Source organism: Nocardia sp. NPDC050435 (assembly GCF_040655395.1).
Lineage (GTDB): Bacteria > Actinomycetota > Actinomycetes > Mycobacteriales > Mycobacteriaceae > Nocardia.
The window spans coordinates 696,661-718,168 of the sequence record NZ_JBFAJW010000001.1 but is presented as its reverse complement, the minus strand read 5'-3'; the positions used below and the strand labels follow the sequence as shown (position 1 = coordinate 718,168).

At 70.6% G+C, this 21,508-nt stretch carries 20 protein-coding genes; 18 read left to right on the top strand and 2 right to left on the bottom strand.

Features of this window, described 5'->3' with window-relative positions:
- Positions 1-59 precede the first annotated feature (59 nt).
- From AB0I43_RS03490 to AB0I43_RS03435, 12 genes are read left to right on the top strand one after another with little or no spacing between them, the layout of a single operon-like run.
- Positions 60-1,655, top strand: a complete 1,596-nt coding sequence (locus AB0I43_RS03490; RefSeq protein WP_356972930.1) for an SMP-30/gluconolactonase/LRE family protein — start codon at positions 60-62, stop codon at positions 1,653-1,655.
- 2 nt (positions 1,656-1,657) lie between these two features.
- Positions 1,658-2,506, top strand: a complete 849-nt coding sequence (locus AB0I43_RS03485) for an SDR family oxidoreductase (RefSeq protein ID WP_356972929.1) — start codon at positions 1,658-1,660, stop codon at positions 2,504-2,506.
- A 27-nt stretch (positions 2,507-2,533) separates the two neighbouring features.
- The gene (locus tag AB0I43_RS03480; protein ID WP_356972927.1) at positions 2,534-3,889 is read left to right on the top strand and encodes an aromatic ring-hydroxylating dioxygenase subunit alpha; all 1,356 of its coding nucleotides are present in this window, start codon (positions 2,534-2,536) and stop codon (positions 3,887-3,889) included.
- A 27-nt stretch (positions 3,890-3,916) separates the two neighbouring features.
- The gene (locus AB0I43_RS03475; RefSeq protein WP_356972925.1) at positions 3,917-5,740 is read left to right on the top strand and encodes an NAD(P)/FAD-dependent oxidoreductase; all 1,824 of its coding nucleotides are present in this window, start codon (positions 3,917-3,919) and stop codon (positions 5,738-5,740) included.
- Position 5,741: 1 nt separating this feature from the next.
- A complete protein-coding gene (locus AB0I43_RS03470; protein ID WP_356972924.1) occupies positions 5,742-6,659 on the top strand; it encodes an SDR family NAD(P)-dependent oxidoreductase in 918 nt (305 codons plus the stop codon).
- A gap of 2 nt (positions 6,660-6,661) precedes the next feature.
- Entirely contained in the window at positions 6,662-8,368 is a 1,707-nt protein-coding gene (locus AB0I43_RS03465) for a thiamine pyrophosphate-binding protein (protein WP_356972922.1), read from the top strand.
- Entirely contained in the window at positions 8,368-9,804 is a 1,437-nt protein-coding gene (locus tag AB0I43_RS03460) for an aldehyde dehydrogenase family protein (protein ID WP_356972920.1), read from the top strand. Before AB0I43_RS03465 ends, AB0I43_RS03460 begins: the two co-directional genes overlap by 1 nt.
- 2 nt (positions 9,805-9,806) lie before the next feature.
- Positions 9,807-10,634 carry a TauD/TfdA family dioxygenase gene (locus AB0I43_RS03455; protein ID WP_356972918.1) on the top strand — a complete coding sequence of 276 codons (828 nt, stop codon included), beginning with the start codon at positions 9,807-9,809 and terminating at the stop codon, positions 10,632-10,634.
- A complete protein-coding gene (gene fabG / locus AB0I43_RS03450) occupies positions 10,631-11,374 on the top strand; it encodes a 3-oxoacyl-ACP reductase FabG (protein ID WP_356972916.1) in 744 nt (247 codons plus the stop codon). Before AB0I43_RS03455 ends, fabG begins: the two co-directional genes overlap by 4 nt.
- A 28-nt stretch (positions 11,375-11,402) precedes the next feature.
- On the top strand, positions 11,403-11,981 hold the full coding sequence (locus tag AB0I43_RS03445) for a carboxymuconolactone decarboxylase family protein (RefSeq protein ID WP_356972915.1): 579 nt from the start codon (positions 11,403-11,405) through the stop codon (positions 11,979-11,981).
- A 19-nt stretch (positions 11,982-12,000) separates the two neighbouring features.
- Positions 12,001-12,852 (top strand): acyl-CoA thioesterase domain-containing protein, encoded by an 852-nt coding sequence (locus tag AB0I43_RS03440; RefSeq protein ID WP_356972914.1) that lies wholly within the window; start codon positions 12,001-12,003, stop codon positions 12,850-12,852.
- A 13-nt stretch (positions 12,853-12,865) separates the two neighbouring features.
- On the top strand, positions 12,866-13,264 hold the full coding sequence (locus tag AB0I43_RS03435) for a DUF427 domain-containing protein (protein WP_356972912.1): 399 nt from the start codon (positions 12,866-12,868) through the stop codon (positions 13,262-13,264).
- On the opposite strand, the gene AB0I43_RS03430 is transcribed toward AB0I43_RS03435, so the two are convergent.
- A complete protein-coding gene (locus AB0I43_RS03430; protein WP_356972911.1) occupies positions 13,239-14,132 on the bottom strand; it encodes an alpha/beta hydrolase in 894 nt (297 codons plus the stop codon). The two genes, AB0I43_RS03435 and AB0I43_RS03430, sit on opposite strands and share 26 nt — an antisense overlap.
- 20 nt (positions 14,133-14,152) lie before the next feature.
- Positions 14,153-14,869: an enoyl-CoA hydratase/isomerase family protein gene (locus tag AB0I43_RS03425; RefSeq protein ID WP_356972909.1), complete on the bottom strand. Its 717-nt coding sequence runs from the start codon at positions 14,867-14,869 to the stop codon at positions 14,153-14,155.
- A gap of 153 nt (positions 14,870-15,022) precedes the next feature.
- Here AB0I43_RS03425 and AB0I43_RS03420 point away from each other — a divergent pair, with 153 nt between their 5' ends.
- From AB0I43_RS03420 to AB0I43_RS03395, 6 genes are all read left to right on the top strand, one after another.
- Positions 15,023-16,204, top strand: coding sequence for an amidohydrolase family protein (locus AB0I43_RS03420; RefSeq protein WP_356972908.1), 1,182 nt, complete (start codon positions 15,023-15,025; stop codon positions 16,202-16,204).
- A complete protein-coding gene (locus AB0I43_RS03415; RefSeq protein ID WP_356972907.1) occupies positions 16,201-17,631 on the top strand; it encodes a FadD3 family acyl-CoA ligase in 1,431 nt (476 codons plus the stop codon). The genes AB0I43_RS03420 and AB0I43_RS03415 overlap by 4 nt, the downstream gene beginning before the upstream one ends.
- 117 nt (positions 17,632-17,748) lie before the next feature.
- Positions 17,749-19,002, top strand: coding sequence for an amidohydrolase family protein (locus AB0I43_RS03410; protein WP_356972905.1), 1,254 nt, complete (start codon positions 17,749-17,751; stop codon positions 19,000-19,002).
- Between the two features lie 44 nt (positions 19,003-19,046).
- Positions 19,047-19,907 (top strand): mycofactocin-coupled SDR family oxidoreductase, encoded by an 861-nt coding sequence (locus tag AB0I43_RS03405; protein WP_356972903.1) that lies wholly within the window; start codon positions 19,047-19,049, stop codon positions 19,905-19,907.
- 13 nt (positions 19,908-19,920) lie between these two features.
- Complete coding sequence (locus AB0I43_RS03400) at positions 19,921-20,115, top strand: ferredoxin (RefSeq protein WP_356972902.1); 195 nt, start codon at positions 19,921-19,923, stop codon at positions 20,113-20,115.
- Between the two features lie 10 nt (positions 20,116-20,125).
- On the top strand, positions 20,126-21,487 hold the full coding sequence (locus tag AB0I43_RS03395) for a cytochrome P450 (RefSeq protein ID WP_356972900.1): 1,362 nt from the start codon (positions 20,126-20,128) through the stop codon (positions 21,485-21,487).
- The last annotated feature ends 21 nt before the right edge of the window (positions 21,488-21,508 follow it).

The following is a 21,508-nucleotide window of genomic DNA, read 5'->3' as shown; positions in this document are numbered from 1 at the left end:
CCGGCCGTCGCGCGGAGCGCCACGCATATCGACGTTCTCACCGTTCAGGGAGGCCCGCCTTGACTCAGGGCGCGCGCTACAGCAGCACCACAGCCATCACCCTCGCCGCCGGGGTAAGCCTCGAGCGCCTCACGCCCCCGAGCCGCCTGTTCGGCGCGAACGGCCTGCGCACCGGCGCCGATGGCCGCGTCTACGTCGCCCAGGTGGCCGGCAGCCAGATCAGCGCCCTGGACGTCGGCACCGGCGAACTCGAGACCATCAGCGCCAAGGGCGGCGACATCGTCGCCCCCGACGACATCGCCTTCGACGCCGCGGGCAATCTGTTCGCCACCGAGTACATGGACGCACGAGTCAGCCTGCGTGACAAGGACGGTCGCGTCCGGGTACTGCGCGACGACCTGCCCGGCGCGAACGGCATCACCGTGCATCACGGCCGGCTGTTCGTCAACGAGTGCCGCGTCGGCGGCCGCCTCATGGAACTGCCCCTGGACGGCGGCGCGCCGCGCGTGCTCCAGGACAACCTGCCGATGCCCAACGCCATGGAGGTCGGGCCCGACGGTCTCCTCTACTACCCCGTCATGGGCACCAACGACATCTGGCGCGTCGACCCGGACGGCGGTGCGCCCGAACGGGTCGCGGCCGATCTCGGCGTGCCCGACTCGGTGAAGTTCGACAGCGCGGGCCGGATCGTGTCCACCCAGGTCCAGACCGGCGAGGTGCTGCGCATCGATCCGCGCACCGGCGACCGGCAGGTGCTCGCGCGCCTGGCGCCCGGCCTGGACAACTGCACCTTCGTCGGCGATCGGCTGTTCGTCTCGAATTTCAGCGGCGAGATCACCGAGATCGAGCCCGGCGGCCGGACCCGGGCGGTTCTGCCGGGCGGTCTGCTGTGGCCGCTGGATCTCACCGTCGGACCCGACGGCGCCCTCTATGTCGCCGACGGCACCTACCTCTACGTGCAGCGGGCCGGCGAATTGCACGAGATCGCCTCGCTGTTCAGTCCCGGCACGCCCGGCTATGTGCGCGGCATCGCCGCCGTCGGCCCGGACGAGCTGGTGTGCACCACCTCCACCGGCGCGGTCTGCTACTACCGGCAGGGCCCGGACCCGCAGACCAAGCTCGTGGCCGAGGGCTTCGATCAGCTCTACGGCGTCGCCGCGACCGCGGACCGCACCGTCGTGGCCGCCGAACTCGGCGCCGGGCGCGTGCTCTCGATCCGGGCGGGGCAGGTCTCGGTGCTGGCCACCGGCCTGGACGCCCCGATGGGCGTCGCCTTCGGCCCGGACGGCACGGTGCTGACCGCCGAGTCCGGCGCCGGGCGCGTCGTCGCGATCAGCGGTGGCGGGGTGGACACGGTGGTGGACGGCCTGGAGTCGCCCCAGGGCATCCTGGTGCGCGGCACGCGATTGCTCGTCCTCGACGCCGGCCTGAAGGCGCTCGTCGCCGTCGATCTCGAGACCAAGGCCCGCCAGACCCTGGCGGGGAACCTCCCGGTCGGCGCGCCACCGGGCGTCGTCGCCAAACCGCTGCGCGGCACGCCGCCGTTCTCCGGTCCGATGGGCCCGTTCGCGGGCCTCACGGCCGGGCCGGACGGGACCGTCTACCTCTCGGCCGACGCCGAGGGCAGCGTGCTCGCACTGCGATTCGCGGAGTAATGATGGCGCACAACGGATTTCCCGGACTCACCGGACGCGTCGTGATCGTCTCCGGCGCGGGCGGCGGCGGCATCGGCACCGCCGTGACCCGGATGGTCGCCGCGGCCGGAGCCACGGTCCTGGCGGTGAGCCGGTCGCGGGACAACCTCGCCACCCACATCGAACCGCTTGCCGCCGAAGGGCTTCCGGTCGTTCCGGTGGCGGCGGACGCGGCCACCGACGCCGGGATCGCCACGGTGCTCGCGCACGCCCGCCGCACGGAGGGCGAGCTGTACGGCCTGGTCAACGTGGCCGGCGGCGCGGCCCCCGCGACCTGGATGCCCGCGACCCGGGTGACGCGCGCCGACTGGCGCGCCCTGTTCACCCAGAACCTGGAGACCATGTTCTTCATGAGCCAGGCCGTCGCGGCCGAGCTCACCGCGCACGGGCGGCCCGGCTCGATCGTGTCGATCTCCTCGATCAGCGGCATGAACACCGCGCCCTTCCACATCGCCTACGGCACCGCCAAGGCCGCGCTGGTCGCGGCGACCCGCACGCTCGCGGTCGAGCTGGCGGGGCACGACATCCGGGTCAACGCCGTCGCGCCCGGCGTCACCGAGACCCCTGCCTCGCGGGCCTATGTCGGCGCCGATCCGGACCGGGACCGCCGCGCCATCGCCATGGGCCGGCGCGGCCGCCCGGAGGAGCAGGCGGGCGCGGTGCTGTTCCTGCTGTCCGAGCTGGCCGGTTACGTCACGGGTCAGACGCTGCTGGTGGACGGCGGCCTGAATCTGAAGTGGACCCACCTCGGCGCGGACCACACCTCGCTGTTCCTCGAGGACGACGCCTTCCGCGCCGCCATCACGCACTGACACCACGGTTTTCCCCAGGAGGACGCCATGACCGACACCGAGCCCGCGCCACCGCTGTCGACGCCGATGACGATCGGTGTCGAGGCCTACATCTGCCCCGAGTACGCCCGGGCCGAGGGCGACAAGCTGTGGGCCAAGGTGTGGCAGCAGGTCTGCCGGGTGGAGGAGATCCCGCGCCCCGGCGACTTCCTCACCTACGAGATCGGGACGGATTCGATCATCGTGGTGCGCACCGCGGCGGGCGATATCCGCGCCCACCACAATGTCTGCGCCCATCGCGGCCGCCGGCTGATCGACGTCCCGCCGGGCGCGCACGACGCGCGCGGCAGCCGCAAACAGTTCGTCTGCGGTTTCCACGGGTGGCGCTACGACCTGGAGGGCCGCAACACCTTCGCCGCCGAACGCGGGGACTGGCCGTGCGGGCTCACCGAGCGCAACGACGGCCTGACCCCGGTGCGGGCCGACACCTGGGGCGGCTGGGTCTGGATCACGATGGATCCGGACTGCGAGCCGCTGCGCGCCTACCTGGAGCCGGCCGCCGGTCTGCTCGAGCATTTCGAGCTGGAGAACATGCGCTACCGGTGGCGGCGGTGGCTGACCTTCGACTGCAACTGGAAGGTCGCCTTCGAGGCGTTCATGGAGACCTACCACGTGCCCTACACCCACCCGGAGTTCATGAACTTCGGGCAGTTCCTGGGCTGGGCGCGGGCGCAGGGCCGGCACAGCAACATCGGCTACGACGCGCCGAAGGGCATGGAGGAGAACCAGGCCAAGGTGCGCCTGGGCAGCGGGCCCGACGCCAGGGTGTCCACGGCCACCCTGCAGAACTTCACCTGGGAGAACGCCAACACCAACACCACCCGCACCCTGGTCGACGTCGCCAACCGCCTGGTCGACGAATTGCCCGAGGGCACACCGGCGCCCGAGGTGCTGCGGTACTGGCTCGACACCGCGCGCGCCGAGGACGAGGCCCGCGGGGTGGTGTGGCCGAAGGTCGATCCGGCCGTCGTGGCCGAGGCCGGTACCGCCTGGCAGATCTTCCCGAATTTCCAGATCGGGCACGCGCTGAACAACATGCTCTGCTACCGGTTCCGGCCCTTCGGCACCGATCCGGACAAGTGCGTGTTCGAAGCCGCCGTCTTCGAACTCTTCCCGCCCGGCGAGGAACCGCACACCGAATGGGAGTACACCCCGGTGGGCGACCCGAACTGGCGCTCGGTGCTGCCGCAGGACTTCGACAATATGGCCGCCGTCCAGCAGGGGCTCAAGAGCCGCGGGTTCTCCGGCCCGAAGCCCAATCCGTATCGCGAGCGCAGCGTGGTCAACCTGCACCGCAATCTGGCGGCCTACATGGGCACCGGCGCCCCCCGCGATCTGACCTGAATCCTCCACCCCAGCAAGGACCTTCGCATGCACGACTGTGCGCCCACCCCGACTCCCGAGATCGACCTGCCGGCCCTGCGCGGGCGCTACCTCGCCGAACGCGACAAGCGCCTGCGCACCGAGGGCCAGGACCAATACCGGGTGACCGAGGACGGCTTCACCGATTTCTACGAAGCCGATCCCTACACCCCGGTGGTGCCGCGCGCCCCGATCACCGGCGAGATCGGCGTGGCGATTCTCGGCGGCGGCTGGGCCGGACTGATCGCCGCGGCCCGGCTCGAGCAGGCCGGGGTCACCGATTTCCGGATCATCGAACTCGGCGGCGATTTCGGCGGGGCCTGGTATTGGAACCGCTATCCCGGCATCCAGGTCGACACCGACAGCTACAGCTATCTGCCGCTGCTCGAGGAAACCGGGTACATGCCCACCGAGAAGTACGCCCGCGGCGACGAATGCTTCGAGCACGCCCAGCGCATCGGCAAGCACTTCAATCTCTACGAGCGCACCGTTTTCAGCACCCTGGTGCGCTCACTGGAGTGGGACGAGACGAGCAAGCGCTGGCGTGTGGGCACCAATCGCGGTGACGACATCCGCGCGCGGTTCGTCGTCATGGCGCAGGGCCCGTTCAACAAGCCGAAGCTGCCGGGCATCCCGGGCATCACCGAATTCCAGGGGCATGCCTTCCACAGCGCGCGGTGGGACTACGAGTACACCGGCGGCACGATGCGCGGCGGGCTGGACCGGCTGGCCGGCAAACGCGTCGCGGTGATCGGCACGGGAGCCAGTGGCATCCAGGTGATTCCGCATCTGGCGCGCGCCGCCGAGCACCTCTACGTCTTCCAGCGCACGCCCTCCTATGTCTACGATCGCGGTGACGTGCCCACCGATCCGGACTGGGCCGCCACCCTGCGCCCGGGCTGGACGCGCGAGCGCAAGCGCAACTTCCACACCGCCGCGTTCGAGGCGTTCGCGCCGGGCCAGCCGGATCTGATCTGCGACGGCTGGACCGAGGTGAGCCGCAACCTGGAGGCGCGGCTCACCGCCACCGGCGGCTGGGCGACGCTGACGCCCGAGGAGTTCCTGCGGCTGCGCGAGATCGAGGACTACCGGGCGATGGAGCGGGTCCGCCGCCGCGTCGACGAGGTGGTGCGCGACCCGGCGACCGCCGCCGCGCTCAAGCCCTACTACCGGTTCCTGTGCAAGCGGCCGTGTTTCAGCGACGAGTACCTGCCGACCTTCAACCGGGACAACGTCACTCTCGTCGACGTCTCGGAAACCAAAGGCGTGGAACGCATCACCGCCCATGGCGTGCGCGCGCACGGTGTCGAGCACGAGGTGGACTGCCTCGTCTTCGCCAGCGGTTTCGAGATCACCACCGATCTGGACCGCCGCCTGGGCATCGCCCCGTTCACCGGCCGCGCCGGACGCTCGCTCTACGACCATTGGGCCACGGGGTATCGCACGCTGCACGGGCTCACCACCAGTGGTTTCCCGAACATCTTCTTCACCGGGTTCCTGCAGGGCGGCGTCACCGCGAGCACCACCGACATGTTCGATCAGCAGGCGGGCCACATCGCCTACATCCTGGCCCACGCCCTGGAATCGGGGGCCGCCACCGTCGAGCCGACCGCCGAGGCCGTCGACCGGTGGTGTGCCACCGTGCGCGAGACGGCCGTCGACAATTCCGTCTTCCAGCGCGAATGCACGCCCGGCTACTACAACAACGAGGGCGAGAAACAGATCCGCTCACACCTGGGCGAGCCGTACTGGCCCGGCTTCTACGCGTTCGAGGATCTGCTGGAGGCGTGGCGCGCGACCGGCGAGCTGCCCGGCCTGAGGCTCGGGACCTAGCATGACCCGACTGAGATTCGACGGCCGCGTCGCCGTCGTCACCGGAGCCGGCCGCGGCCTGGGCCGCGCCTATGCCGAACTGCTGGCCGCGCGCGGCGCGCGGGTGATCGTCAACGATTCCGGCGGCACCGTGCGCGGCGACCGCGTCGAGGCCGAGGTCGCCGCCGAGGTGGCGCGCGCGATCCGCGACTTCGGCGGCGCGGCCCTGGCCTGCACCGAATCGGTCGCCACGCCGGCGGGCGGGCAGGCGATCGTCGACGCGGCCCTGGACGCCTACGGCCGCATCGACATCCTGATCCACAACGCGGGCAACGTGCGGCCCGGATCGCTCACCGAGCTGAGCTTCGAGGACTTCGAGGCCGTACTGGACGTCCATCTGCGCGGGGCGTTCCATCTCGTGCGGGCGGCCTTTCCGCGGATGAGCGCGGCCGGATACGGGCGAGTGGTGCTCACCTCCTCGATCGGCGGGCTGTACGGCAACCACCGGGTCGCCAACTACGCCGTCGCCAAGTCCTCGATGATCGGGCTGTCCAATGTGGTCGCGCTGGAGGGCGCGGCGGTGGGCGTCCGGTCCAATGTGATCGTGCCCGCGGCGCTGACCCGCATGGCCGAGGGCCTGGACACCTCCGCCTATCCGCCCATGCAGCCGGAGCTGGTGGCGCCCGCGGTGGGCTGGCTGGCACACGAAAGCTGTTCGGTCACCGGCGAAATGCTGGTCGCGATCGCGGGCCGGATAGCCCGCGCGTATATCGCCGAGACCCCCGGGGTGTACCGGCCCGACTGGACCATCGAGCAGGTCGCCGAGCAGCTGGACGCGATTCGCGCCAGCACCGGCGGCGATTGGCTGCTGCCGGTCGTCCCGTCCGCACACAACGACCACATCGCCAAGAGCTTCGCCTTGGCCACCGAAGGGCAGTGACCATGGGAGTCAAAGTCTACGAACGCATTCTGGAGCTGTTCGAAGCCGAGGGCATCGACACCCTCTTCGGCATTCCGGACCCGAACTTCGTGCATCTGTTCCATCGCGCGCAGGAGCGCGGCTGGACCGTGGTCGCGCCGCACCACGAGGAGGCGGCCGGGTTCATGGCCGAGGCGGTCGCCCGGATGACCGGCAGGGCCGCCGTCTGTATCGGCACGCTCGGCCCCGGTGTCGCGAATCTGGCGGGCGCCATGATGTGCGCCAAGGTCGAGAACTCGCCGGTCGTGTTCCTGGGCGGGCAGCGCTCCCGGATCACCGAGCAGCGGGTGCGGCGGGGCCGCATCCAATTCGTCAAGCAGTCGGGCTTGTTCGAACCGTCGGTGAAATACGCCGCGAGCATCGAATACGCGGACCAGACCGACGAGATCATCCGCGAGGGGCTGCGCCGGGCACTGTCGGGCACCCCCGGGCCGGTCTACATCGAATACCCCGCGCACGTCGTCCAGGAGGAGCTCGAGGTCGCACCGGCGTTGCCGCCCAGCGGGTATCGGCTCACCGGTCAGACCGCCGGGCCGGATCTGATCGCCGCGGCCGCGGCCCTCCTGCGCGCCGCGCGACAGCCGATCCTGCTGGCCGGGCACGGGATCCACACCAGCCGCGCCGGACAGGCGGTCCGCGCCCTGGCCGAGGAGCTGGCCTGCCCGATCATCCAGACCTCCGGCGGCACCTCCTATATCGAGGGACTCGAGGATCGCACCTTCCCCTACGGCTTCTCCCCCGCCGCGGTGCAAGCCGTGACCGGCTCGGATCTGTGCCTGGCCATCGGCACCGAGCTCGGCGAGCCGGTGCACTACGGCCGGGGCCGGCACTGGGCCGCGGGCGAGGCCGGGCGCAAGTGGATCCTGATCGAACAGGACCCGACCGCCGTCGGCGTGAACCGGCCCATCGACGTGCCGCTGGTCGGTGACCTGCGTGCCATCGTGCCGCAACTGACCGCGGCCCTGGCCGGCGCGCCCCGCACACCCACCGCGGAACTGGCCGGCTGGATCGAGCAGGACGCGGCCCGGATCGCCGAACTGGCCGCCTCCGCGCCGTCGGGCCGCTCGCCCGTGCACCCGGCGCGCCTGATAGTCGAAGCGACCCGGGCCTTTCCGGCCGAGGGCATCATGGTGCGCGACGGCGGGGCCACCACCATCTTCGGCTGGACCTACTCCCAGGCCAAACCGCACGACGTGATCTGGAATCAGAATTTCGGCCATCTCGGCACCGGACTGCCCTACGCCGTCGGCGCCTCGGTCGCCGACGGCGGCCGGCGACCGGTCATGCTCGTCACCGGCGATTCCTCCTTCCAGTTCCACATCGCCGAACTGGAGACCGCCGCGCGGCTGAATCTGCCCCTGGTGTGCGTCGTGGCCGTCGACTACGCCTGGGGCCTCGAGGTCGGGGTCTACAAGCGGACCTTCGGCCCGGACTCGCTCGAGACCGGCGTGCACTGGAGCACCGCGACCCGGCTGGACCAGGTCGCCGAGGGCTTCGGCTGCTACGGCGAATACGTCGAGCGCGACGCCGACATCGCGCCCGCGATCAAGCGGGCCTACGCCGCCGGGCGGCCCGGCGTCATCCACGTGGTCGTCGATCCGAAGGCGAATTCGGAGGAGATGCCCAGCTACGACGAATTCCGTACCTGGTACGCGGAAGGAATGCAGTGATGCGCGAATATCCGAGGTTCTACATCGGTGGCCGGTGGGTGCAGCCCGCGGGGCCCGGCACCTTCGAGGTGATCAACCCGGCGACCGAGGAGGTCGCCGGGGTCGTGGCCGCGGGCTCGGCGGCCGACATCGACCGGGCCGTCACGGCCGCCCGGCAGGCCTTTCCCGCCTGGGCCGCGACCGGCGTCGGCGAGCGGCTCGACCTGCTGCGCGCCATCGGCGCGGCCTACCAGCAGCGCCGTGCCGAGCTGGGCGCGGCGCTCACCGAGGAGATGGGCGCCCCGGCCGCGCTGGCCAACGGCTTCCAATTGGACTTGGCCGCAGGGCATCTGGCCCAGGCGACGGCCGTGCTGGCGGACTACGCCTTCAGCGAGCAGCGCGGGGCGACCCTGATCGTGAAGGAGCCGATCGGCGTCTGCGGGCTGATCACGCCGTGGAACTGGCCGCTGAGCCTGATCGCGGTCAAGGTGTTCCCGGCCCTGGCCACCGGCTGCACGATGGTGCTCAAGCCCTCGGAGCGCGCACCGTTCACCGGCCAGCTCTTCGCGGAAATCCTCGACGCCGCCGGTGTGCCCGCCGGAGTGTTCAATCTGGTGCAGGGCGACGGCCCGGGCGCGGGCGCGCCGCTCTCGGCGCATCCGGAGGTGGACATGATCTCCTTCACCGGCTCCACGCGCGCGGGCATCGAGGTCGCTCGCGCGGCCGCGCCCACGGTGAAGCGGGTGACCCAGGAGCTGGGCGGCAAGAGCCCCAACATCGTGCTCGACGACGCGGACTTCGCCGCGAACGTCGGCAAGGGCGTGGCGGCGGTGACCCTCAACTCCGGTCAGACCTGCAGTGCCACCACCCGGATGCTGGTCCCCCGGGCCCGCATGGCCGAGGCGGCCGAGCTCGCCCGGGCGGCGGCCGAGCGGGTCTCCGTCGGCGATCCGGCCGGGCCCGCCGAGGTCGGGCCGGTGGTCTCCGGCTCGCAGTTCGACCGGATCCAGTCGCTCATCCAGCAGGGCATCGACGAGGGCGCGACGCTGGTGACCGGCGGTGTGGGCCGGCCCGAGGGGCTGGCGCGCGGCTTCTACGTCCGGCCGACGGTATTCGCCGATGTCACCAACGACATGACCGTCGCCCGCGAGGAGATCTTCGGGCCGGTGCTCAGCATTCTCGGCTACGACGATCTCGAGCACGCGGTGCGCATCGCCAACGACACCGACTACGGACTCGCCGCCAATGTCGCCGGAGCCGACCTGGACCAGGCCCGGACCGTGGCGCGCCGGCTGCGGGCCGGGTACGTTTCGATCAACGACGGCTTCGATTTCGCGAGCCCCTTCGGCGGCTACAAGCGCAGCGGAAACGGCCGCGAGTGGGGCGCCTTCGGGTTCGAGGAGTACCTGGAGACCAAGGGCATCCTCGGGTACGCGCCCGAGGACGCGCGGGTGTGACCGTGGCCGCGCTCCGTACCGGAGAACTCAGTGCCCGGGTCGGCGTGGAAGTGCTCGACGTCGACGTCGACCGGCTGCTGCACGACGACGAGGTCGCCACCGGGTGCGCCGCCCTGCTCGAGGAGCACGGCGTGGTGCTGTTCCGGGAGCTGCACGCCGGCGACGACGCGCAGGTGGCGTTCGCGCGCAAGCTCGGCGAGCTGGTCCAGTTCGGCAAGTACGCCAATCCGAACGTGATGGAGATCAGCTTCGATCCCGGCAATCCCAACGCGAAATACTTTCCCAGCAACGACTATTGGCACATCGACGGCTCGATGGACGAGGTTCCGGCCAAGACCTCGGTGCTCAGCGCGCACACCATCACCGACACCGGCGGCGAGACCGCCTTCGCCAGCACCTACGCCGCCTACGACGAGCTCTCCGCCGCTGAGCGCGCGCGCTTCGCGGGGCTGCGCGTCGTGCACCGGATGGAGCGGATCCAGCGCCTGAGCTACCCCGACCCCACCCCCGAGCAGCTGGCCGACTGGGCACGCTGGCCCGATCGGGAGCACCCGCTGGTGTGGACGCACGAATCCGGGCGCCGGTCACTGGTTTTCGGCGCCAGCGCCGACCGGATCGTGGGCCTCGCGCCGGCGGCGAGCCGCGCGCTGCTCGACGAGCTGGAGCAGCGCGCGACCACCCCCGATCGCGTGCTGACCCACGCCTGGTCGGTCGGGGATCTCGTGCTGTGGGACAACACCGGGCTGGTGCACCGGGCCTGCGAATTCGATCGTGCGCAGCCGCGCCGCATGCATCGCAGCACGATCGTGGGCGAGGAGTCGATCAAATGACCGCGCGCACGGCGATCGTCACCGGCGGCGCCTCCGGGATCGGCCTGGCGATCAGCGCACGCCTGGCCGCCGACGGCGCCCCGGTGGCGATCTTCGACGTCGACGGCGCGGCCGCGCGTGCCGCCGCGGCCACGATCGCCGCGGCGGGCGGCCAGGCCATCGGACTGGCCGCCGACGTGACCGATCGCGGCGCGATCGACCGTGCCGTCGCCGACGTCCGCGCGGCGCTGGGGCCGCCGGCGATCCTGGTCAACAACGCCGGCGTCACCGTCGCCGGGCCGTTCCTCGAGCTCACCGCCGAGACCTGGAACCATGTGCTGGCGGTCAACCTGACCGGCACCGTCACGTGCTGCCAGGCGGTGCTGCCGGACATGCTCGCGCGGGGCTGGGGCCGCATCGTCAACATCTCCTCCTCCAGCACGCACAGCGGCGTGCCCGGTATGGCGGCCTATGTGGCGTCGAAGGCGGGCATGGTGGGTCTCACCAAGGTGCTGGCGCTGGAGTTCGGCCGCCAGGGCATCACCGTCAACACGATTCCGCCGGGCTTCATCGAGACGCCGATGATGCGCGACAGCCTGCGCCAGGGCGTCTTCGATCTGGAGCAGCAGGTGGCCAGGACGCCGGTCGGCCGCGTCGGGCGGCCCGAGGACATCGCCGCGACGTGCGCGTTCCTGGTGAGCCCGGAGGCCGCCTACATCACCGGGCAGGTCATCGGCGTCAACGGCGGCCGCAACACCTGACCCGGTCCCGACCCCGAAAGGAGTGGTCATGCCCCGTATTCCCCCCACGCCCGAGCCCGACTGGTCGCCGGAGATGTCGGCCTTCATCCGCGAGTTCCGCGCGGCCGCCCGCGCGGGCAAGCCGGGCGCGGGACGCCAGAGCGGGGCCAACCTGCTGGGCACCCTCGCCCGCTACCCGGCACTGGCCCAGCCGTTCCTGCTGTTCAATCGCCAGCTGCTGCACGGCAATTCCCTCCCGGTCGCGCAGCGTGAACTGCTGATCCTGCGGGTGGCCCGGCTGCGTGGCTCCGATTACGAATGGGCGCAGCATGTTCTGCTCGCCGCGGACGCGGGCCTGGGGCCCGCCGATTTCGCCCGGGTGGCCGCGGGCCCGGAGGCGCCGGGCTGGACGCCCACCGAACGGGTCCTGCTCCGGGCCGCCGACGAGCTGCTCGGCGACGGCGCGATCACCCGGCCCACGTGGGACGCCCTGGCCGCGGACTTCGAGGAGCGCCAGCTGATGGACATCGTATTCACGGTGGGCGCCTACGCCCTGGTGGCCATGGCGCTGCGCTCGTTCGAGGTCGAGCCGGAACCGAGCCTGCTCCCCCATCTTCCCGTCCGCTGACCCGACCGGAGCGACCATCGTGTGGACCCAGGCCGAACTGCTCCGACTGATGGACGTCCGCCCCGACGGCCCGGACCGCTATCACGCGCCCGCGCACGGGCCGACCGAGCGCGATGTCGTGGAGGCCGGGCAACTGCTGGGCGGCGCCGTGGTGGCGGCGGCCAAGACGGTGCCGCACCAACGGGTGGTCTCGGCCTCGATGATCTTCGCCCGGGCCGCCCGGCACAGCGCACCGCTGGCGCTGGCGGTGCAGGTGCTGCGCGCCGGCCGCACCTTCGGCTCGGTCCAGGTCCGGACCCAGCAGCACGAAAAGCTGTGCGGCGCGGGCCTGGTGCTGCTGGACGCCGGTGCGCCCGACCTGATCCGTTCGGTCGCGCCGCCCCCGGCGGTCACCCCGCCGGAGCGGCTGCGCGCGCACGACCTGCCCGGCACCGTCGTCGCGGGCCGCGAGATCCGTGTGGTCGACGACGCCTATACCGACGACGCGGCGCCGGTCGGGCCACCGGAGCTGTTCGTCTGGACCAGATTCCAGGACGCGCCCGAGCAGCAGTACCTGCACGCGGCCCTGCTGACCCAGTCCACCACGCACTGGACGGTCGCCGCTGCGCTGCGCCCGCACGCCGAGATCGGCCAGTCCATGGCGCACCGATCGATCTCCGCCGGAATCACCATGGCCAGCATCACTTTTCACGACGTGGCCGATGTGTCGCGGTGGCTGCTGTACGCCACCCGGGTCACCTACGCCGGGCACGGTCACGCGCAGAGCGAGGGCCGGGTCCACACCGAGGACGGCGGCCTGGTCGCCTCCTACGCCGTGCACGCCATGCTGCGCACGGCCGACCGGCCGCACACCTCACCCACCGCCCTCTAGGAAGGGACCGCCGATGCAGCCCTCGGGATTCGTGGACCGGCCGGACTATCGCGTGAGCATCCAGCGGATACGCAACCGGATCCGGGTGACCCACGCGGGCGCGACGCTCGCGGAGTCGACCGCGGCGCTGCTGGTGGCCGAACAGGATCACGGCATCGTGTTCTATCTGCCCGCGGCCGACGTGCGCCTGGACCTGCTCGTCCCGCACGAGCACACCTCGCGCTGCCCGTTCAAGGGCACGGCCCGGTATCGGCGTCCGCGCGCCGGCTCGGACCCGGTGGCCTGGGAGTACCCGGAGCCCTATCCGGAAGTCGCGCTGCTGCGCGGGCACCTCGGGTTCTGGCAGGACCGGGTCGAGCTCACGGTCGGGGTGGCGAATCCGGCGGTCAGCGGCCCCGCGGGCTCTCGCTGACCTGGACCAGGCATTCCTCCGCGAAGGCCAGCGCCTTCAGGTGGTAGGCCAGCGCCGTGTAGCCGAGGCTCAGATTGTGCCCCGCCTCGCCCAGCACCTCGAGTTCTACGCGGGGCGCGGCGCTGAACATTCCCGCGTACTCGGCCAGCGCCTCGGCATCGATGCGCCACACCTGCTCGTGCGCGCCGACGGTGATGTGCAGCGGAATCTGCACGCGCGCCGCCAGATTCGGGAACTCGTCGCGGGAGCGCAGGTGCGCGGCGATGTTCTCGTGCTCGGGGCGCGGTGCGCCGATCACGCTGCCGCCGACCAGTTCGGGCGGGTAGGCCGTCTCCGGATGCCAGACCAGATGCCGGACGTTCGGGGTGCGGCCCGGCCCCGGCGGCGCCGCCAGGTTCGGCTCCGCCCCCGATCCGCCGAGTTCCATGCCGAGCAGATGCGGGCCGATCGGGTCGGCCGCCATCCGCACGGCGAGTTCGCAACCGGCCGAATGCGCCAGCAGGAAAACGCCTTTGCCCTGCGGGCGGGCGCCCAGGATCGCCTCGTAGGCGTCGTACATCAACCGCACCCGCCGGCGCGGGTCGGTCATCCGCGCCGAGTACGGTGCGCTGCCGCCGTATCCGGGCCGGTCCAGCGCGAGCACGGTGTAGCCGAGCCGGGCCGCCGTGCGCAGCAGCGACAGCCGGGGATGGCCGGGGCAGTCGAAGTAGACGGAGGTGGTCTGGCCGCCGTGCAGCGCCAGCAGCACCGCACGCGGGTCCGGCACCTCGGCCAGCAGGCCGGTCATCGGGATGCCGTCGACCTCCGCGAGCACCGGCCCCGGCTGATCCGCACCGACGGCGCGAAGTTCGAATTCACCGAGCGTCATAATCTTTCACCCTTCTCGCGCTATCGGGCGCGCCGCATGACCCGGTCCGCGGCGGCCCAGTGTTCCTCGCGTACCCAGAGCCGGGCGAAGGCCGTCACCGCCTCCTGCGCCGGGACGCCGGCCAGCACGCGTTTGATCTCCCCGGCCGGGCGGTTGGCCAGCGCGCGGGCCAGCGCACGCCAGCCGTCCTCGAAATCCGCGCGCGGCAGCACCGCCTGCACCAGGCCGATCCGCTCGGCCTCGCGGGCCTCGAGTACGACGCCGGAACCGGCCAAGAGCAGCGCGCGGCTGCGGCCCACCAGTGCCGCCAGCCGCTCGGCGCCGCCCCAGGCCGGCATGATCTCGAGGGCGACCTGGTTGAAGCCGATCTCGATATCGTCGGCGGCCACCCGGATGTCCGCGGCCACCGCGACTTCCGCGCCGCCGCCGAAGGCGTGCCCGTTCAGCGCGGCGAGCACCGGCGCCGGGAACTCGGCCAGCTGATCGCAGATGCCCCGCATGCGCCAGGCCATCGCCGCGGCCTCGGCTTCGGTGCGCAAGGCGCTGAGCTCCTTGAGATCTCCGCCCGAGACGAAGGCTTTCTCGCCCGCGCCGCGCAGGACCAGGGCCCGCGCGCCGGCCGCGGCGGCGATGGCCTTCTCCAGCTCGTCCATCGTGGCCGGGGCGATCGCGTTGCGGGCGTGCGGGCGATCGATCGTGATGACCGCGAGCCCCTCGTCCAGTTCCAGGTCGACCATGCCGGCGCTCCCATCTGAAAGTTGCATTCTCCAATACGGAGAATAGCTTACGCACATGCTGTCCAGCGCTTCGTCACTTGCCCGCCAACATCAGGGCATTGCCAGGCTTCGCAAGCGAGAATACAATTCTCGCAAATCGTGAAGGAGGATTCCATGACGGCGACCACCCTGCCGTACCCGCTGTTCGACGCCGACAATCACCTCTACGAGACCGAGGAATCGCTGACCAAGTACCTGCCCGACAAGTACAAGAAGGCGATCCAGTACGTCCAGGTGAACGGCCGCACCAAGATCGCGGTGCGCGGCCACATCAGCGAGTACATCCCCAACCCCACCTTCGAGGTGGTGGCGCGGCCCGGCGCGATGGAGGACTACTTCAAGAACGGCAACCCCGAGGGCAAGAGCAAGCGCGAGATCTTCGGCAAATCCATGAAATCCCTCCCGGCCTTCCGGGAGCCCGGCGCGCGCCTGGCGCTCATGGACGAACTGCGCGTGGATCGCAGCCTGATGTTCCCGACCCTGGCGAGCCTGGTCGAGGAGCGCATGCGCGACGATCCGGAGCTGATCCACGCCGTGGTGCACGCGCTCAACGAATGGCTGCTCGAGGCCTGGAGTTTCAACTACCGGGACCGGATCTTCACCACCCCGGTGATCTCGCTGCCGATCCTGGACAAGGCCATCGAGGAACTGGACTGGGTCGTCGCCAACGGCGCCAAGGCGATCCTGGTGCGGCCCGCGCCGGTCCCCGGGTTCCAGGGCCCGCGCTCGTTCGCGCTGCCGGAGTTCGATCCGTTCTGGCAGCGCGTCGTCGAGCACGACATCCTGGTGGCGATGCACTCCTCCGACAGCGGCTACTCCCGCTTCGACGCCGAATGGGAGGGCAGCAAGACCGAGATGCTGCCGTTCCAGACCAACGCCTTCCGGATGGTCAACGAATGGCGGCCGGTGCAGGACACCGTCGCTTCCTGGGTGTGCCACGGCGCGCTGTTCCGGTTCCCGGAGCTCAAGCTGGCGATCATCGAGAGCGGTTCGGCCTGGCTCAAGCCGCTGCTGGAAACCCTGGCCGACGTCTACAAGAAGGCGCCCGAGGGCTTCGGCATGCAGGATCCGGTCGCGGCCATCAAGAAGAGCATCCACGTCAGCCCGTTCTACGAGGAGGGCGTCACCGAGTTGATCGACCTGGTCGGCGTGGACAAGGTGCTCTTCGGCTCGGATTATCCGCATCCGGAGGGCCTGGCCGAACCGACGCACTTCGCCGACATGCTCGCCCACCTGCCGGTCGAGGATCAGGCCAAGATCATGGGCGGCAATCTCGCGCGACTGCTGGGCGTATGACCGAGCCGGAGACGATTCCGGATCTGGTGCAGCGCGCGGCCGACCGCTTCGGCGCCGCCGAAGCGGTCGTCGACGGGCCGGTGCGGCTGAGCTTCACCGCACTGGCCGAGCGGGTGCGCCGGGCGGCCGGGGCCTTCGCCGCGGCCGGTCTGGACCGGGGCGACCGCGTGGCGCTCTGGGCGCCCAACTCCGCCGATTGGATCATCGCCGCCTTCGGCGTGCTCACCGCGGGCGGTGTGCTGGTGCCGGTCAACACCCGGTTCAAGGCGGCCGAAGCCGCCGATATCATCCATCGCAGCGGCGCGGCGATGGTCGTGGTGCACACCGGTTTTCCCGGCCTCGAGCACACCGCGCCCGCCGGCGTGCCGGTGCTCGACCTCGCCTCGGATCTCCTGTCCGAGGGCGCGCCGTTCGCCCGCGCGGTGCGCGCGACCGACATCGCCGACATCGTCTACACCTCGGGCACCACCGGAAAACCCAAGGGCGTCATGATGAATCATCGGCAGACGCTGCGCATGTACGCCGAGTGGTGCGATCTGGCCGATCTGCGCCGGGGCGATCGCTACCTGATCGTCAACCCGTTCTTCCACACCTTCGGCTACAAGGCCGGGGTGATCGCCGCGCTGATCCGCGGGGCGACCATCCTGCCGGTGGCGGTCTTCGACCTGGAGCGCGTGCTGGACCTGGTGGCGCGCGAGCGGGTGACGATGCTGCCCGGCCCGCCCACGCTGCTGGCCGCCCTGCTCACGGCCACCGGCTCGCACGACCTGTCCTCGCTGCGCGCCACCGTGACCGGGGCCGCCGACATTCCGGTGGAACTGATCCGCCGGGTCCGCACCGAACTGCCGTTCCGCTCGATCATGACCGGCTACGGCCTCACCGAGGCGGGCACCGCGACCGCCTCGCGCCCCGGCGACACCTTCGAGCAGATCGCCACGACCGTCGGAACGCCCTGCGCCGGAATCGAAGTGCGGATCGCCGAGGACGGCGAGGTGCTGGTGCGCGGCTACTCCGTCATGCAGGGCTACCTCGACGACCCGGCGGCCACCGCGCAGGCCGTCGACGCCGCGGGCTGGCTGCACACCGGCGATCTGGGCAGCCTCGACGACGGCGGCCGGCTGCGGATCATCGGCCGCAAGAAGGACATGTTCATCGTCGGCGGCTTCAACGCCTACCCGGCCGAGATCGAGGGCATTCTCCTCGAACATCCGGCGGTGGCGCAGGTCGCGGTCGTGGGCGTCGCCGACGAACGCCTGGGGCAGGTCGGGCGCGCGTTCGTCGTCGCGAAAAGCCCGGTGGCGGAGGCGGATCTGATCGCGTGGGCCCGGACCCGCATGGCGGGCTACAAGGCGCCGCGCACGGTCCGATTCCTGGACGCCCTGCCGCTGAACGCCACCGGAAAAGTGCAGAAGGACCTCCTGCGCTAGCCCCACCCTGTTATTGTCTTGGGAGAGTGACATTCTCCACTAGTGAGATTTACAATCTCACCCATACGGAACCGGCGTGACCGCCCCGCCGACCCCAGTCACACAGCGAGGAATCACATGAACATCGACGACCTGATCCTGGTGAGCATCGACGACCACGTCGTCGAGCCGCACAACATGTTCGACGGCCGGGTGCCGGGCAAATGGGCCGAGCACACGCCCCGGGTCGTGGTCGACGAGAAGGGCATCGACCGGTGGATGTACCGCGGCCGGCCCACCGGCGTGGCCGGGCTCAACGCCGTGGTCTCCTGGCCGCCGGAGGAATGGGGCCGCGATCCCGCCGGCTACGCCGAGATGCGCCCGGCGGTCTACGACATCCACGACCGCGTCAAGGACATGGACGCCAACGGCATTCACCTCTCGATGTGCTTTCCCACCTTCGCCGGGTTCAGCGCGGGCCATCTCAGTCACTTCAAGGACGAGATCACCGTCGCCATGATCCAGGCCTACAACGACTGGCACATCGAAGACTGGGTGGGCGCCTACCCCGAGCGCTTCATCCCCAATGCCATTCTGCCGCTGTGGGATCCGGCGCTCGCGGTGGCGGAGATCGAGCGGCTGGCCGCCCGCGGCTGCCACTCGGTGACGATGGCCGAACTGCCGCACATCGACGGACTGCCCAGCTACCACGACATCGACTACTGGGGCCCGGTCTTCGCCGCGCTCTCGGCCCACGGCACGGTGATGAACCTGCACATCGGCCAGGGTTTCGGCGCGCTGCGCCTGGCGCCCGACTCCCCCATCGACGCGCTGATGGTGCTGGCGCCCAGCATCTCCCAGCTCGCGGCCCAGGATCTGCTGTGGGGCCCGGCGTTCCGCACCTTCCCCGACCTGAAGGTGGCGCTGTCCGAGGGCGGCATCGGCTGGATCCCGTTCTTCCTGGACCGCTCGGACCGGCACTACACCAATCAGCGCTGGCTGCGCCGCGACTTCGGCGGCAAGATGCCCAGCGAGGTCTTCCGGGAGCACGTGCTGGCCTGCTACGTCACCGACAAGACGTCGCTGAAACTGCGCCACGAGATCGGCATCGACTCGATCGCCTGGGAGTGCGACTACCCGCACTCGGACTCGCTGTGGCCCAACGCCCCCGAGTTCGTGCTCGCCGAGTTGCAGGCCGCCGGCGCGGACGGCACCGACATCGACAAGATCACCTGGCAGAACGCCTGCCGGTTCTTCGGCATCGACCCCTTCGCCCGCACGCCGCGCGCGCAGGCCACCGTCGGCGCGCTGCGGGCGCGTGCCGCCGACGTCGACATATCGACCCGCTCGCGCAAGGAATACGCCGAGCTCTACGCCCAGCGCGCGCACTGAATCCCGTTCAGCACCACCGTTTCACCGATCGAAAGGAAAGTCCCGTGGGAAGAGTCGAGGGCAAGGTTGCCTTCATCACCGGGGCAGCCCGCGGCCAGGGCCGCAGCCACGCCGTCCGCCTGGCCGAGGAGGGCGCGGACATCATCGCGGTCGACATCTGCCGCAATATCGACAGCATCGGCTACGCGCTGTCCACGCCGGAGGATCTCCAGGAGACCGTGCGCCTGGTGGAGAAGACCGGCCGCCGGATCGTCGCCGAGCCGGCCGACGTCCGCGACGCCGCGGCCCTGCGCGCCGTCCTGGCGCGCGGCGTCGCCGAGTTCGGCCGGCTCGACATCGTGGTGGCCCAGGCCGGCATCGCCGGCATGAAGGGCCAACCCCAGTGGCAGGCCTGGTCCGATGTCATCGACACCAACCTGGTCGGCGTCATCAACGCCGTGCAGGCCGCGATCCCGCATCTCGGCGACGGCTCGGCCATCATCGCGACCGGCTCGGTCGCGGCGCTGATGGACGTCAGCAAGGTGGACCAGCCGGGCAAGGATCCGGGCGGGGTCGCCTACATGGTCGCCAAGCGGCTGCTCTCCCAGTACGTCCACGAACTCGCGACACACCTGGCGCCCAAGATGATTCGCGCCAATGTCGTGCACCCCACCAACTGCAACACCCCCATGTTGCAGAGCGAGCCGATGTACCGGTCCTTCCGGCCCGATCTGGAACACCCCACCCGCGCCGACGCCGAACCCGCCTTCCACGTCCAGCAGGCGATGCCGGTGCCGTACGTCGAGCCCGAGGACATCACCGACACCGTGCTGTTCCTGGCCTCCGACGAATCCCGCTTCATCACCGGTTCGCAGATCCGCGTCGACGCCGGGGGCTACCTGAAGTGGTACGACTACCACATCTGAAGGGAACGAAACCGTGAAAGTCCGCGTCGATCCGGACCGCTGCCAGGGTCACACGCTGTGCGCCATGATCGCTCCGAAAGCCTTCGAGCTCAGCGACATCGACGGCCATTCGTCCCCGGTCAGCGCCGACGTCCCCGCCGATCAGGAGGCCGAGGTGCGCGAAGCCGCGCACTCCTGCCCCGAGCGCGCGATCTCCATCAGCGAATAGAGGGCCGACCATGACCGCAGACCACGCCGGTCCGACGACCGAGCGCAAGCAGCCCGTGTTCCACTTCGACCGGTTCGCGCCGGACTACCGGGACAACTTCCAGGCCATCACCGGTGACATGCAGCAACGGTGCCCCCTGGCCTGGACCGACACCTACGACGGCCACTGGGTGGCGGCGGGCAATCGGGAAGTCTTCGAGCTCGCCCGCTGCCCGCACACCTCCAACGACCACGACCCGCAGGGCGTCCGAAAGGGCTACCGCGGCATCAGCATTCCGCCGCCACCGCGGGCCCGGGGCATCCGCGGCGGCATCCTGGAGATGGACGAGCCCGAGCATCGCGAGCTGCGCTCGGTGCTGAATCCGTATCTGTCCCCCGCCGCGGTCAAACGCTGGGTGCCGTTCATCGACGAGGTGGTGCGCGCCGCGATCGACGAGAAAATCGAGAGCGGCCGCATCGATTTCGTCGACGACCTGGCCAATATCGTGCCCGCCGTGCTCACGCTGGCGATGCTGGGCGTGCCGCTGCACAAGTGGGAGGTCTACAACGAGCCGGTGCACGCGGCGGTCTACACGCCACCGGACTCCGAGGATTATCCCCGGGTGGCCGAGATGCACCGGGCCATGGGGATCGACCTGCTGACGAATATGGCCGAGATCAAGGAGAATCCGCGCCCCGGGTTGATCCACGCCCTCACCGAGGCCACCCTGAACGGCGAACCGCTGCCCGACCTGGAGGCGCTGGGCATGCTCGCGCTGCTCATCGGCGGCGGCTTCGACACCACCACCGCGCTCACCGCGCACGCGCTGGAATGGCTGTCCGAGCATCCGGGCGAACGGGAGACCCTGAGCCGGGAACGCGACGTGCTGCTCGACGCGGCGACCGAGGAGTTCCTGCGCTACTACACCCCCGCACCCGGCGACGGCCGCACCATCGCCGAGGACTGCGAGGTCGCGGGCACGCGGTTCGAGGAGGGCGACCGGGTCTGGCTGTCCTGGGCGATGGCCAACCGGGACCCGCAGGTGTTCGAGAATCCCGAACAGCTGATCCTGGACCGGAAAGGCAACCGGCACTACAGCTTCGGGCTCGGCGTGCACCGGTGCATCGGTTCCAATGTGGCGCGCACGGTGTTCAAGCGGATGCTGGTGGCGGTCCTGGACCGGATCCCCGACTACACCTGCGATCCCGAGACCACGGTGCACTACGACACGATCGCGGTCATCCAGGGCATGCGGCATCTGCCGGCCACCTTCACCCCCGGGCCGCGGCTGGGGCCGGGGCTCGAGGAGACGCTGGCGAAGTTGCAGCAGGTCTGCGACGAGCAGCGCCTGGCCGAGCCGGTCACCGTGCACAAGGACACCGCACAGATCTGAGGCGGCGCGGCCCGGCCCGTA